Annotated in this window: 14 protein-coding genes and 1 pseudogene; 10 read left to right on the forward strand and 5 right to left on the reverse strand. The window is 65.3% G+C overall.

The window, feature by feature from the left end; genetic code table 11:
• Positions 1–61: 61 nt before the first annotated feature.
• The 6 genes from ACSQ86_RS35960 (at position 62) to ACSQ86_RS35985 (ending at position 7,788) form a co-directional block, all read left to right on the forward strand.
• Positions 62–1,054: a tripartite tricarboxylate transporter substrate binding protein gene (locus tag ACSQ86_RS35960; RefSeq protein WP_436306470.1), complete on the forward strand. Its 993-nt coding sequence runs from the start codon at positions 62–64 to the stop codon at positions 1,052–1,054.
• Between the two features lie 62 nt (positions 1,055–1,116).
• Entirely contained in the window at positions 1,117–1,986 is an 870-nt protein-coding gene (locus ACSQ86_RS35965; protein WP_436310815.1) for a sulfurtransferase, read from the forward strand.
• Between the two features lie 44 nt (positions 1,987–2,030).
• Positions 2,031–3,011, forward strand: coding sequence for a Bug family tripartite tricarboxylate transporter substrate binding protein (locus tag ACSQ86_RS35970; protein ID WP_436306469.1), 981 nt, complete (start codon positions 2,031–2,033; stop codon positions 3,009–3,011).
• A gap of 14 nt (positions 3,012–3,025) precedes the next feature.
• Complete coding sequence (locus ACSQ86_RS35975) at positions 3,026–5,332, forward strand: molybdopterin-dependent oxidoreductase (RefSeq protein WP_436306468.1); 2,307 nt, start codon at positions 3,026–3,028, stop codon at positions 5,330–5,332.
• A 1,101-nt stretch (positions 5,333–6,433) separates the two neighbouring features.
• Positions 6,434–7,144, forward strand: a complete 711-nt coding sequence (locus ACSQ86_RS35980; RefSeq protein ID WP_436306467.1) for a DUF6088 family protein — start codon at positions 6,434–6,436, stop codon at positions 7,142–7,144.
• Entirely contained in the window at positions 7,141–7,788 is a 648-nt protein-coding gene (locus ACSQ86_RS35985) for a nucleotidyl transferase AbiEii/AbiGii toxin family protein (protein ID WP_436310816.1), read from the forward strand. Before ACSQ86_RS35980 ends, ACSQ86_RS35985 begins: the two co-directional genes overlap by 4 nt.
• 51 nt (positions 7,789–7,839) lie before the next feature.
• On the opposite strand, the gene ACSQ86_RS35990 is transcribed toward ACSQ86_RS35985, so the two are convergent.
• Positions 7,840–8,277: a hypothetical protein gene (locus tag ACSQ86_RS35990; RefSeq protein WP_093110321.1), complete on the reverse strand. Its 438-nt coding sequence runs from the start codon at positions 8,275–8,277 to the stop codon at positions 7,840–7,842.
• A gap of 363 nt (positions 8,278–8,640) precedes the next feature.
• A complete protein-coding gene (locus ACSQ86_RS35995) occupies positions 8,641–9,309 on the reverse strand; it encodes an EAL domain-containing protein (protein ID WP_436307726.1) in 669 nt (222 codons plus the stop codon).
• Here ACSQ86_RS35995 and ACSQ86_RS36000 point away from each other — a divergent pair.
• On the forward strand, positions 9,208–9,498 hold the full coding sequence (locus ACSQ86_RS36000; RefSeq protein ID WP_436307781.1) for a hypothetical protein: 291 nt from the start codon (positions 9,208–9,210) through the stop codon (positions 9,496–9,498). The genes ACSQ86_RS35995 and ACSQ86_RS36000 overlap by 102 nt on opposite strands.
• A 105-nt stretch (positions 9,499–9,603) precedes the next feature.
• Here the strand turns inward: ACSQ86_RS36000 and ACSQ86_RS36005 are convergent, their stop codons facing one another.
• Positions 9,604–10,032, reverse strand: a complete 429-nt coding sequence (locus ACSQ86_RS36005; RefSeq protein ID WP_436306465.1) for a hypothetical protein — start codon at positions 10,030–10,032, stop codon at positions 9,604–9,606.
• Positions 10,033–10,551: 519 nt separating this feature from the next.
• Between ACSQ86_RS36005 and ACSQ86_RS36010 the strand changes: the two are divergent.
• A pseudogene (locus ACSQ86_RS36010) lies at positions 10,552–10,704 on the forward strand (type VI secretion protein); the annotation flags it as partial.
• A gap of 145 nt (positions 10,705–10,849) precedes the next feature.
• Here ACSQ86_RS36010 and ACSQ86_RS36015 read toward each other — a convergent pair.
• Positions 10,850–11,572 (reverse strand): SIR2 family NAD-dependent protein deacylase, encoded by a 723-nt coding sequence (locus ACSQ86_RS36015; protein ID WP_436306464.1) that lies wholly within the window; start codon positions 11,570–11,572, stop codon positions 10,850–10,852.
• Between the two features lie 373 nt (positions 11,573–11,945).
• On the opposite strand from ACSQ86_RS36015, the gene ACSQ86_RS36020 reads away from it, so the two are divergent.
• Both ACSQ86_RS36020 and ACSQ86_RS36025 read left to right on the forward strand, forming a co-directional pair.
• Complete coding sequence (locus ACSQ86_RS36020) at positions 11,946–12,158, forward strand: hypothetical protein (RefSeq protein ID WP_436306463.1); 213 nt, start codon at positions 11,946–11,948, stop codon at positions 12,156–12,158.
• A gap of 595 nt (positions 12,159–12,753) precedes the next feature.
• Entirely contained in the window at positions 12,754–12,933 is a 180-nt protein-coding gene (locus ACSQ86_RS36025; protein WP_436310817.1) for a hypothetical protein, read from the forward strand.
• Positions 12,934–12,994: 61 nt separating this feature from the next.
• On the opposite strand, the gene ACSQ86_RS36030 is transcribed toward ACSQ86_RS36025, so the two are convergent.
• Positions 12,995–13,660 (reverse strand): tetratricopeptide repeat protein, encoded by a 666-nt coding sequence (locus ACSQ86_RS36030; RefSeq protein WP_436306462.1) that lies wholly within the window; start codon positions 13,658–13,660, stop codon positions 12,995–12,997.
• Between the last annotated feature and the right edge of the window lie 11 nt (positions 13,661–13,671).

The raw sequence follows: 13,671 nt of genomic DNA on the forward strand, positions 1-13,671 counted from the left end.
TTGCATCCCCACGGGTGCGCACAGCGCCTCCCCGCTCACGAACAAACAAAGGAGACATGACATGCACACCCTCGTCCCGAGCCGCCGCCGTCTGTGCGTCCTCGCGTTGGCCGGCGCCGGCATGCTGGCCCTGGCCGCGCCCGCCGCCCAGGCGGCCTACCCCGAGCAGCCCCTCAAGCTCGTGGTGGGTTTTCCGCCCGGCGGCGGCGGCGACCTGTACGGCCGGTTGATCGCCAACGCCATGGGCAAGACGCTCGGGCAGGCCGTGGTCGTCGACAACCGCGCCGGCGCCGGCGGCAACATTGCCGCCGACATCGTTGCCAAGGCCAGGCCCGATGGCTACACCCTCTTGCTGGCCATGAGCGGCAACCTGGCGGTCTCGCCCGCCATGAAGGCGCAGAGCATTCCCTACAAGGTGCCCGACGACTTCACGGCGATCGGGCTGATCCTGGAGGCGCCGCACGGCCTGTTCGTCAGCCAAGGTTCGCGCTTCAAGACGGCGCGCGACCTGCTCGATGCCGCGAAGACGCAGAAGCTGAGCTTCGCCTCCACCGGCACTGGCGGCGCCGCACACATCGGCATGGAAATGGTCAAGCAGAAGGCCGGCGTGGAGATGCTGCACGTGCCCTACAAAGGGTCGGGCCCGGCCATCACCGACATGATGGGCGGCCAGGTCGACAGCTTCTTCGCCACCGCATCCCCGCTGGTCGGCCAGGTGCGCCAGGGCCAGCTGCGGCTGCTGGCGATCACCGGAGAAAAGCGCAACCCGGCGATCCCCGAGGTGCCGACCTTCAGGGAGCTTGGGGTGAACGTGCCGGTGACGCAGTGGTACGGCCTGGTGGCGCCCGCCGGCACGCCGCAGGCGGTGGTGAAGCTGCTGTCCGATCACCTCGGCCGCGCACTGGCGACGCCGGAGGTGCGCGATGCCATTCGCAAGGACGCCGCCATCGAGCGCGACCTGCCGATGGATGGCTTTCGAAACTTCATCGTGGAGGACATCACGCGCTACAAGGCGGCGATCACGCCTGCGCTGATGAAGGAAGTCTCCCAATGAACCATCGCCAGCCGCACCCCCTGTTCGCTGCGCGCCATGGACGCCCTCCCCGATTCCAGGAAATGAACCACATGACCTACGACACCCTCATCTCCGCCGAGCAACTGGCCGACGCGCAACGCAGTGCGCATCCCCCACTGGTGCTGGACTGCAGCTTCGAACTGACCAAGCTCGACGCCGGCCAGCAGGCCTACGACGCGGGGCACATCCCCGGAGCGGTCTACCTCCATCTGGAACATGCCCTCTCGGCCGAGAAGACCGGCCGCAACGGCCGCCATCCGCTGCCCACCCGCGAAGCCTTCGCCCGCACCATGGCCGCGATCGGCGTGGCCGGCGACACCCAGGTCGTGGCGTACGACAACGCGGGCGGCATGTATGCAGCGCGCCTCTGGTGGATGCTGCGCTGGGCCGGGCACCGCGCCGTGGTCGTGCTCGACGGAGGCATCGCGGCCTGGAAGGCCGCGGGCCATGCGGTGTCAACCGAGGCGACATCCGCGCGGGCGCCCGGCAACTTCGCGTTGCGCGAACCGCTGGTCACGACCTTTTCCTACGACCAGGTGAAAGCCAACATCGACAGTCGGCGCAAGCTTGTGCTGGACGCCCGCGCACCCGACCGCTTCCGCGGCGAGAACGAAACGATGGACCCGGTCGGCGGCCACATTCCCGGCGCGAAGAACCGCCTGTTCAAGGACAACCTGGACGCCGACGGCCGCTTCAAGCCCGCCCACCAGCTGCGCGCCGAGTTCGACGCCATCACCGGCGGCAGGCCCGCCACAGACCTGGTAAACCAGTGCGGCTCGGGTGTCACCGCCTGCCACAACCTGCTGGCCATGGAAGTGGCGGGCCTGAAGGGCGCGGCGCTGTACCCCGGATCGTGGAGCGAATGGAGCGCACAGCCCGGCGCGCCGATCGCAACAGGACCGGCAGCCTGACGAGGCCGGCTGCATCCCCTGATCGCCCATTCGGAGACACCCTCGTGCCAACACCAAGACGCCATTTCCTGCGCCGCTCGGCGGCCCTGCTCGCCGTGGCGGGCTTCACGGCCCTGACGGGCATCGCCCACGCTGCCTACCCCGAGCAGCCGATCAAGCTGGTCGTGGGGTTTCCGCCCGGCGGCGGCGGCGACCTCTACGGCCGCGTCATCGCCAATGCGCTCGGCAAACACATCGGCCAGGCGGTGATCGTGGACAACAGGGCGGGCGCCGGCGGGAACATCGCGGCCGAGACCGTGGCGCGCGCCCGGCCCGACGGCTACACGCTGATCCTCGCCATGAGCGGCAATCTGGGCAGCGCGCCCGCGATTCGCGGCAACCTGCCCTACAAGGTGCCTCAAGACTTCGTGCCCATTGCCCAGCTGGTCGAGACGCCCTTCGGCCTGATGGTGAGCGGCAACTCGAAGATCGAGACCATGAAGGACTACGTGGCCGAGGCCAAGGCGGGCAAGCTCACCTACGCTTCGACCGGCACCGGCGGCGCGGCGCAGATCGTGATGGAGATGGTCAAGCAGCAGGCCAGCCTGGACATCCTGCACATCCCCTACAAGGGCTCGGGTCCCGCGCTCAACGACCTGTTCGGCGGCCAGGTGGCGAGCTTCTTCGCGCCCTACACGCCGCTGATGGGGCAGATCACCGGCGGCAAGCTCAGGCTGCTGGCCGTGAGCAGCCCGCGCCGCGTGCCCTCGCTGCCGGACGTGCCCACGCTCAAGGAGTCGGGCATCGACGTCGTGATGACGCAGTGGTATGGCCTGGCCGCTCCGGCCGGCACGCCCAGGGAGGTAGTCGACACCATCGGCCGCGCCGTCAAGGAAGCCATGAAGGATCCGGAAGTGCTCAAGGTCTACCGCGCCGATGGTGCGCGGGAAGCCACGCTGACCGGCGACCAGTTCCGCGATTTCATCGTCAAGGACGTTGCGAACTACAGGCGCGCCGTCGAGCGCGGTGGATTGAAGGCCGAGTAGCAAGCATCCGCACCATGCCGACCGACACGCCCGTCTTCCATCCGCACAGTGCCCACTGGGGCGTTTTTTCCGCCGCCTGGGACGGCCATACGCTCGCGGTGAAGCCGCATCCGGACGATCCGGACCCGAACCCGTTGATCGACAATTTTCCCGATGCGCTGCGCCACAGGGCGCGCGTAACCACCCCGATGGTGCGCAAGGGCTGGCTGGAGCGCGGCCCGGGACCCGATCCGATGCGCGGCCAGGACGCGTATGTGGCCATGCCATGGAGCGAGGTGCTGGACCTGCTGGCCGGGGAACTGCGGCGCGTGAAGGAACAGCACGGCGCCGGCGCGGTCTTCGGCGGCTCCTACGGCTGGTCGAGCGCGGGGCGCTTCCATCATGCGCAGAGCCAGGTCCACCGCTTCCTCAACACGACGCTCGGCGGCTACGTGCGCTCGGTCAACAGCTACAGTGCCGGCGCCTCGGGCCCGATGCTGCCGCACATCCTCGGCTCGATGGAAGAGGTGGCGCGCCGCAACGTGACGTGGGAGCAGATCGTCGAGCACACCGAGGTGGTACTGGCCTTCGGCGGCATGGCGCTGAAGAATTCGCGCGTGGCCTCGGGCGGCATCAGCCGCCACATCGAGCGCGGTTCCATGCGCGAAGCGGCGGCGCGTGTCTGCCGCTTCGTCTCCATCAGCCCGCTCAGGAGCGACCTGCCCGAGGAGGCGCAGTTCGAATGGCTGCCCGCGAGGCCCAACACCGATACGGCGCTGATGCTGGCCCTGGTGCACCAGATCGTCAGCGACGGCGCGCATGATCGCGACTTTATTGCCCGCTGCTGCGCCGGCTGGGCCACGTTCGAGGACTACCTGATGGGCCGCAGCGACGGCGTGGCCAAGAGCTGCGCCTGGGCCGCATCGATCTGCGACCTGCCTGCGCAGCAGCTCGTCGACCTGGCCCGCTCGCTCGTCGGCAAGCGCACGCTGGTGGTCGTGTCGCACTCCCTGCAGCGCGCCGAGCACGGCGAGCAGCCGGTCTGGATGGGCGCGGTGCTGGCCGCGGCGCTGGGCCAGCTGGGCCTGCCCGGTGGCGGCTACAACTACGCGCTGGGCACGCTGGCGCACTACGGCAAGCGCAACAACGCCGTGCCGGCGGCCGCGCTGCCCCAGGGCACCAACGGCGTGAAAGCGTTCATTCCGGTCGCGCGCATCAGCGACATGCTGCTCAATCCGGGCCAGCCTTTCGACTACAACGGCCAGCGCCGAACCTACCCGCACATCCGCCTCGCCTATTGGGCGGGCGGCAACCCGTTTCACCACCACCAGAACCTAGCGCGCCTGGCCGAGGCTTTCCGCACCCTCGACACCTTCGTCGTGCACGAGATCGCCTGGACCGCGACCGCGCGCCATGCCGACATCGTGCTGCCCAGCACCATGACGCTGGAGCGCGAGGACATCGGCGCTACGCCCACCGATCCGATGGTGGTGGCGATGCACCGCATCGCCGAGCCATGCGGCCTGGCGCGCGACGACTACGACATCTTCTGTGAGCTGGCCGGGCGCCTCGGCGCGCTCGAGGCCTTCAGCGAGGGCCGCACGAAGCGCGAATGGCTGGCCCACCTGTACGAACGCACCCGCACCGGGCTCGAGGATCTGGGCCTGGAAGCGCCGGATTTCGAGACCTTCTGGCAGCGCGGCGAACTCATGCTGCCGCAGCGGGACGACGACGGTGGCATGCTGCGCGCCTTCCGGAACGACCCCGTCGGCGCGCCGCTGCCCACACCGAGCGGCAAGATGCAAGTCAGCTCGCCGGCCGTTGCCGCCTTCGGCTACGCCGACTGCCCGGGCCATCCGGCGTGGCTTGCGCCGAAGTTCGCGCCGACCGCCGAGCATCCGCTGTGGCTGGTCGCCAACCAACCGCACACCAGGCTGCACAGCCAGCTCGACTTCGGTGCGCACAGCCAGGCCAGCAAGCGCCGCGGACGCGAGGTCTGCACGCTGCACCCGACGGCCGCTGCGGCGCGCGGCGTCAGGGAGGGCGACATCGTGCGGCTCTTCAACGAGATCGGCGCCTGCCTGGCCAGCGCCCACCTGTGTGCCGACATGCGCGAAGACGTGGTGCAACTGCCCACCGGCGCCTGGTACGACCCTGCGATGGACGACCAGGGCCGCCCGATGTGCGTGCATGGCAACCCCAACGTGCTGACGCGCGACATCGGCACCTCGTCGCTGGCGCAAGGCTGCGCGGGACAGCTCAGCACAGTGCAAATCGAACGCTACGACGGCGCGCTGCCGCCGATCCGCGCCTTCGAGCCTCCGGCGGCCATCTTTAGCTGAGGCGGAACAAGAAGATATCGAGACAAGGCACGCACAGCGAGGCCCAATCGCAAACTGCGGCGAGCCATTCCTTCGCATGCTGTCACGGCCTTTAAGTCAAGGCTGCTACGGCGCTAACGACAATCGTCGGAAGCGTGGCTTCGACGACGCCATACACCACCTGAGCGTCGCTGGTATATCGCCCACCGCGGCGCAAATGCAGTGCCACGGAACTCGCGTGCTTCTCACCGTGAAATGCTTTTCGGCGCCAGACGTGCGCAGAGGCCGCCAGTTGTTCGTCGTTAAGTCTTCCGTTTCCATCGGCCATTCATGCCGAGGATCATGCGTCTTCGCTTCCGCCATTTGGTGGAGCAGCACACCCGGTTGCCTCCCTCAGTGGACGTTGCCAGAAACCATTTGTATGCACGTGGCCTCAGCCCTGACGTCATTGGATAAGGCTGTGGATAGGCCATTGGATAACAGTGCAGTGAACGGGCGATTTCGTCTTGAAAGCCGCGTGGTTGAGCCATCGACCTAAAAACAGGTCATCTGGGTCAGGAACCGGTGAGCATCCAGCCCAGCGGCTTCGCTCTTTGTCACGACATCTGGAGTTGACCCCCCCTGGCGACATCAGGAAACTGACCTCCGGGTTGTCGATCAATCTGTCTTTACCGACTCGGACTGGTCGGGCTGATCAGGCCAGCGCGACCTTCGATTCGAGCCGGCAGCTGTTGCCCCGGATCGTGACCACGTGGCTGGGTGCGCCGATGCAGCAGAACTCTCAACTTGGCTGGCGCCTGGCCGATTCCGCCACCGCGATCCAGCCAGCAATCGGCGGCGGCAATGCGGCGGCGCTGGCCTTTCCGGCGGCGCTCGGTGCACAGGGCCTGTGGGTGCCTGGTTTGCGTCGCTGGGCAACGGCTGGCCGGCGGCGCTGCTCCGCCGGTGACCCCAACTGTCAGCAAACCGAGCCCTTGCGCAAGGGGCTTCGCCCCGGATCGTCCAGTCTAGCGCTAGATAAGTGGCGGAACGACGACGAAGGCGCTAGATGTAGTGGCTGTCCCAGGACGAGAAGTCCAGAGTGTCCGAAATTTATATATAAACTTCGGACAAGGGGTTCAAATGTCCGACACCGTAGACCGCATCACCGCCATGATCGACGCCGCTGCGCCTGGCTATGTCTGGGTCCCCGCTGACTTCGCCGCGTTAGGAACGCGCGCCGCCATCGACAAGACGCTGCAACGCATGGTCGCACGTGGCGCGTTACGCCGGATCGACCGCGGCTTGTATGACCGCCCCGTCCTTAACAGTCTCACCAAGCGCCCCACTTCACCAGACTACCGTGCAGTCGTTGACGCGCTCGCGCGGCGCGACCAAGCCCGCATCCTCGTCGATGGAATGACAGCAGCCAACGACCTCGGCCTGACCGATGCGGTTCCGGCGCGCGTCACGATCTACACAGACACGCAGCCTCGCTCCATCCACCTCGACAAGCTCACCATTGAATTCAAGCCGACAGCGCCAAGCCGCCTCTATTGGGCGGGCAGACCGGCGATGCGGGTCGTCCAGGCCTTGCACTGGCTCAAGGACATGCTGCCGACCGATGGCGACCGCATCAGAAAGACGCTGGCGCGCCTTCTCGGCGATCCGAAACACGGTGACAGCATCCGGAACGACTTGAAGCAAGGCTTCGGCGTTTTGCCCGCGTGGATGCAAAGCTTCCTGAGGACCATTCCGGGCTTCGACCCGATGCCCGCTGATCCACCTGATCCGGCAACGGCCGCCTCACGGCGCAAGCCCTCATCCGCTCGCAACCCGGCGGTGCCGCGATGAACACAGCCTATGACGATGTGATTGCATCGAGCGATGCCGACAGAGGGGCGCTCTTCGTAGAAACCGCCGCGCGCCTCGGCACCGCCGTGCAGAACGTCGAGAAGGACTTTTGGGTGTGCTGGACGCTCGACGCGTTGTTCAACGGTCTTGAGGCCGGTAGTCCCCGCCTGCTCTTCAAAGGCGGGACATCGCTCTCGAAGGCCTTCAACCTCATCTCCCGCTTCTCTGAGGACATCGACATCACGGTGTTCCGCGAAGACATCGGCCAAGCCATCGATGCCGCAGAGCTTGATGGCCTCAGCGGCAAGCAGCAACGCAAAAGACTCGATGCAATTCGCGAGGCCTGTCAGGCCTTCATCAGCGGTTCGCTGACAAGCCAGCTTGCGCAGCGTGTCGATGTGGTTGGCAAAGGCCGCATGAAACTGGAGCGTGACCCCGATGATGCGGATGGACAAACCTTGCTGCTCTGGTACCCAGCGCGCGCCTGCGCTTGTGGACTTCTGAGACTGGCGAACCATACTTCAGGCAGACAGTCGTCCGGCGCTGGTAGAGGTGGCTTCGGCAACCGCCCAGTCCGGGCAGTTCCTCGATGCCGGCGGCTGTCTCGACCGAGGAACTCGGCCTGTCCTTGCCACGCGCCATGACCGTGACAAACGTGTGGTGTGGCGCGAGAGGGGACCGCAGCGGCCTGCCGCTCACTTCTTCACGGCCTTGATCTCGGCCTTTTCCTTCGCCTCTTCGGCCTTGGCCTGCTTCACACAAGCGGCCTTGGCATCGCCCTTGTGAGCATCGCATTTCTCCTTGGCGACGTTGTAGGCAGCCTCCACCCTGGCCTCGGCGACCTTGCGCGCATTGCTGTCGCTCGGCTTGCGCTGCTGGTCGAGCTCGGCCTTGGCCATCTTGTCCTTGCCCTTGGCTTCCTCGATGCAGACGTCCTTGGCATTGTCTTTCATGGCGTCGCACTGAGCCTTGGCAGCCTTGGAGTCGGCCGCGATCCTGTCGCGGGCGGCCTTGTATTCGGCGTCGGCCGGACCGAGCGTTGCCGGAGTTGGAGGTGCGCTGACCTGCGCGCTGGTCTGGACGGCAACCAGGCACGATGACGCAATGGTGAACATCAACAATAGCTTTTTCATGATGGTTTCCTCGACGCCGACAGGGTGTAAGGAGCCCGCTGTTCCTGCTTGAACTTCGGCGTCATCGTCAATGTAGAAATCGGCCGAATCCTGCGAAGGTAGGACGCCCCGTGGAGCAGTCGTAGGTACATGCCCATACCTGCCGCCATACCGTTTTGGCGGATCTGCAGGTTGCAGTGTTCAGGCCATCGGGATGCACATGCGCGTGTGCCGATCACGTAACGACGGGCTTGATGATGTGCGCCACGTTTCGGCGGCGGTCATGCAAACGCCTTCTCGGCTTCGGCTACGGGCGGCGCCGCATCACTTTCGCGGCGCGCATCGGCGATGCGCATGCGCAGTTGCTGCACCAACGTGCGAGGGTCAGGCCGCATTCCAGGCAACATTCGGCAGCATGCCAATGCCGGGGCGGGCAAATAAGAAGCCTTGAAACAGCCTCACGCCGAGCCCACGAAGCACCTGGACCTCTTCAGGAGTTTCCACGCCTTCTGCGAGCACCTTGATCCGAAGCTCGTCGCATATCGCAACGAGCCCCTTCACGAGGGTGAACCGCACGGCGCTGAGATGGATGTCTCGAACGAAGCTCCTATCAAGCTTGACGATGTCCGGTTGAAAAGCGGCCAGCAGTTCAAAGCTTGCATAAGCAGCACCGAAGTCATCGATGGCAGAGGCGAATCCGAAGCTTTGGAAAGCTCGGAAAGTCGCGGCCAGCGCGGGCAGATCGGCGACGGGTTCGCCCTCAGTGAGTTCGAGTATCAGGCGATCGATGGGAAAGCGGACCCGATCGGCCGTGCGAATGGCGGTCTGAAAACACTCCGTGGGCCCCGCAACGTCGTTGGGAGAAACGTTGAGGCTCAGCCTGGATTGCATGCCGAGCATCGACGCCATTTCGATCGATTTCACGCGGCATGCCTCGTGGAAGGCAAACCGATGACGCGCTTCTACTCTGCCGAGCACCTGGAGCGCTCCTTCGCCGTGAACACCTCGCACGAGCGCCTCATGCGCGAATACTTCCCGCCGCTCAACGTCCACGATCGGCTGGAATGCGATCGTGAACGCCGGTCCGACGCCGTCAACGGCAACGTCGTTGATGCTTTCGGATGTCACCGGGCATCGGACTCCTGGCGCGGCGACGAAGAGCGGCGCGGAGCTTCGGATTTCGGGGCAACCCTCATTAAAGCTGATTCTTCCATCTTTCATGGCCTCGTACAGACGTTGTAGCTGGCACAGGCGAATACGAAGGGACTACCCACGTCCGACAGCGACAGAACGATCTTCTGCGGGCACTTGTTTCCGTGGGCTTTCCCGTCTTCAGGTCGGCATAGACTATGTGCCGCTAGGGGACGCACCGCCTTGACCTCCGGGGCCCTCATTCGCACCAGGATCTGAAAGAACGAGCGCCGCGCGGTAGGCGGTGCGGCCTGCTATCTTGGCGTCAGAGGCCAGCTTCTTCCACCGCCGTTCGCGTTCGCGCGGCGACTGGGTCGGTGGTTGCTCAATCAGTGACTGGCAAATGGCAAGCATTGCCATGGATGATGTCAGGCAGAAATGGATGGCCGACAGCGTGGGCCGTGTCCGATAGCTTGCCTCCTCCTTGCTGCGGATGCGCTCTACTTCATTCGGGCTAAGAGAAAGCAGATCGGTCGATGCAGTGAACGGTACATCGGGCTCGCTGTCCAGCATTTCGTGGGCCGCCTGCTCAATAGCATTGACCGCCTTTTCCAACAAATTGAGAGAGCTCGAGGATGTGGCCATGAGTTCCTACCCGTCAAGGAATGACCTCCGGTGCAGGCAGGACCGTGGCGCCCATCGACTCGGGAGTGTCCGCGCCGCCGTTCCTGCGGCAGAACTTGGCCACGGTGTTCGCGAACGTCCTCGCGTCCGTTTGGACTCTAGGCCCCAAGGAGTAGGCACCAAGTCGTGGGGCACCGTCTCCAGTTCTTCCCTGCGTTTGCTCATGCTTCAATCCCTCCGCGTTCTCGTTCGAACTTGGGTCTTATCGTACGGCTGTGATGGGCGGCGCGTCTGTATTTTGGGGTTCGGTCCTACAGCGAAAACGTGCGTTTCTGGCGAAGCCGGCCATGGTCAGCGCGCATGCTGGGAGCGCTGCATGCCGGCATGAAGTCCAAAGTCTTCAGATCAACCGGCTCCAGCCGAAGCGGGCAATCGGGTGGCTCAAGCCGTAGGTTGCGTTGAGCAGGTGCAGATGTTCGATCATCCTGATCGCAGCCAGCGGGGCCGGGTGATCACGCATTCACACTACTTCACCCTGGGGGGCCGTCGCGGCATCTGACAGGCTCGTTCGCCGCGCTGCTCAAAGGCAGTACGGCCACTCGAATGACGAGTCTTTCGGTTCAGAACCGCAGCAACGCCATGGGCATGCGCATCGTGCCCAGCCAATTCAAGGTGTTGATGCTGGCGCCCTAGCGGCGCCGCGGCCTTCCTTCAGTCCTCTCGCCAGCTCAAATCCGCCGATCGCGGCATTGGCTCGCAGCGCCAACTCTCACTCGGACGAAGGGAAGCCGGCGCGGACGAGAACGCAGCCGGGTTCGTGAAGCCGAAGTTTGACTGCCTACGGCCTGAGCCGGGCGGCCTGAATGAGGTCGGGCAGGAGCTCCTCTGCGGGGCCCCGCAGCACCACGGCCGCCACGTCATCAACATCAATCGTCTCCATGTTGAGCGTGATGATCTTGGCACCGTTCGTCGCCGCGATCGTCGGCAGGTCCGCCGCCGGGTAAACTGCCGCAGAGGTTCCCACGACCAGGAACAGGTCGCTGTGCGCCGCGACCTCTTGCGTCCGGGTGAGGAGTTCCTCGTTGAGCATTTCCCCGAACATCACGACGTCGGGTCTCGCTTGCGAGCCGCAGCGCGGGCAGCGTTGCGACAACCAGGGCCCTTCCCGGTTTCCGCAGCTGTCGCATCGCCAGCGCCGCAGGTTGCCGTGCAGCTCGAAGACCTCCTGAGCCCCGGCCTCGGCAAGCAGCCCGTCGACGTTTTGCGTGATGAGCGCCGTGCCCGGTCTGCGCATCTGCAGCTCGACGAGCGCGCGGTGCTCCGGGTTGGGCCTGGCCTCCGACAACACCGCCATCCGCGCCGCCCAGAAGTTGTGGAAGCCTTCGGGATCGCGTTTCAGATCGTCGATGTGGGAAAACTTGACCGCGTTCTCGTCCCTCCAGAGGCCGTCGGCATCGCGGTACGTCGGGATCCCTGACGCCTTCGAAAGACCGGCACCCGAGAGTACCGAGATGCGCGAGGCGGCGTGCAGGAGCGCCGCTGCTGAATCGATCGAGGTCATCCAACCATCATCCGCGTTTTCCGCGGCGATCGGACCGCCGGAGTCGGATACCGCGCCGAACTCGGCTCTGAACCTCGGCATCGGACGCAAGTGACAGATCGATCGGTTGCCGTTGCGAGATGCGGCAACCTTGCCTTATTCGGTGTCGCGGCCAGGTTACCGAAAGCTCCCGACTATCGACGGCAGCGTGGCTCCTCATATCGAGGGTTGACTACCCTAATACCAAAGCGCTCAATCGATCTTTCCCCGACATCGACTGGAGCCAGGTATGAAGGCATCTTCAGTCGTGGCATGCGTCGCCACTTGCACATTCGTTCTCGGCTGCGAGACGCAGCCCAGCGTCTTATTCGTGGCGCACGGAAGCGTGTTCCACATGCTGCAGTTGACCGATGCCGAGGAAGAATGCATCACGCCCTATCGACTTTGCTACCTGACGTCGTGGGATGGCACGACTTCCCGCGGATGTTGGGTCCGCGAAGAAGCCAACATTCGCGCCCGCTTTCCGGATTCGGGTGACAAGCTGGTACCAGTGATCGAATTCCGCCGCACGACGTTGGCTGAGTACCGGAACGCCGCGTTGGAGTAGACCGATGACGCCCACCAGACGGCTGCCAGTACCGAACCAGTGCCCCCAGGATCCGAGCTCGGCCGCCGGAACGCCCAAACGAAAGCCGCACCGGTCGGCGACTCCCATTCGAACTGTCAAAAGCCACAAACCGCGGACGAACAGGACGGGCAAGCGAAGGTCTTGCCACATTGAGTCATTTGCTCCGGCGCGGCCAGCAAGATCGAATGGACGCGTCGGCAAGAAGGCTACCGGCCTCGTTGGCCGCGTCTGCAACGGAATGCCACCGTCGTGAAGTCATCCGCCTGGAAACATGAACACCGGGCCTGGCCGACATCCCTGTAACTGGGTCGTGGCTGAAGCTTGGACACCATGTGCCCAAGAAAAGCACTCAGGACAAGGTAACGGCTCGCCGGGGCCGTCCATGGCGCCGTGCCAAGCATTCTCCCAAGCATCGATCAGCGATGGCGCGGCACGTGTTGCCTGCAGATGGCTCAGCAGTTCGTGGGGTCACCGACTGGTTCATGCCGGCGGCATCGGTGAGCAGCTGCGCGCGCGCGTAGCGCCCAACCTGGGCCAGCCCGGTACGCGCTTCAAAGCCCTCAGGAGGCAGAGCGTGAGCTTTCGGGCATTTGCCGGCCCAGCGGATTTCTCGACGATGATCGCTTGCGCCAACGCGAGCTTTGCAGCGGAGCAGACAGAGTTCTTCCGCACGATCCGGGACGTCCCGACCAGTTCGTGCCAGCGCGCGACATGGGCATCGCTGACGCCGGTTGCGATCTCGCGCCTCACTTGAGTCGAACTCGCCCCGCTTGCCCGTCGGCTATCGAATCGGTAGCACCAGAAAAGTCCCCGTTTTACAGGCTCTCAGCCTTGCGGCGCGCCGCGCGTGCCATGTCAGCAGCGCCGGGCTCGCCGCGCAGCGCCGCCTGGCCGTACCAGAAGGCGGCGCGTTCGGGGGCCTGCTGTACGCCGTAGCCCTTGTCATACATGCTGGCAATGATGTAGCAGGCGCCTGCGTCACCCTGCCCGGCGGCGCGCTGATACCAGAGCGCTGCCTGCGCGTCGTCTTGCGCCACGCCTCGTCCCAGCAAGTACTGGGTGGCAAGGTTGACGCGCGCGTCGCGCGAGCCCTGCTCGGCCGCGCGGCGCCACCAGTGGGTCGCTTCGGGCAGCGACCGCGGGACGTGCTCGCCGCGCTCCAACAGGGCGGCCAGCGCATTCTGGGCCTGGACGAAGCCGTTCTCGGCCGCCTTGCGCAGCCAGCCGATCGCTTCCGCAGGCCGCGGCGCAGTGCCCTGCCCCTCCATCAGCATCACCGCCAGATTGAACTGCGCTACGGCATGCCCGGCTCCTGCCGCCTGTCGAAAGTGCGCCAGCGCGCTCTCGTGATGGCCTTGGCGAAACGCCGCGGCGCCGGCCGCGGCGCGCGCCTGGGCGGCCTCAGTGCCAGCTGACGCGGCCGGCGTCTGGCCGCTCCAGGTGACGGCCGCCAATGCGAGGGTGATCAGGAACTTGTTCATGGCCTTGCTCC

Source organism: Variovorax sp. LjRoot130, assembly GCF_964253755.1.
In the GTDB taxonomy this organism is placed as follows: Bacteria; Pseudomonadota; Gammaproteobacteria; order Burkholderiales; family Burkholderiaceae_C; genus Variovorax.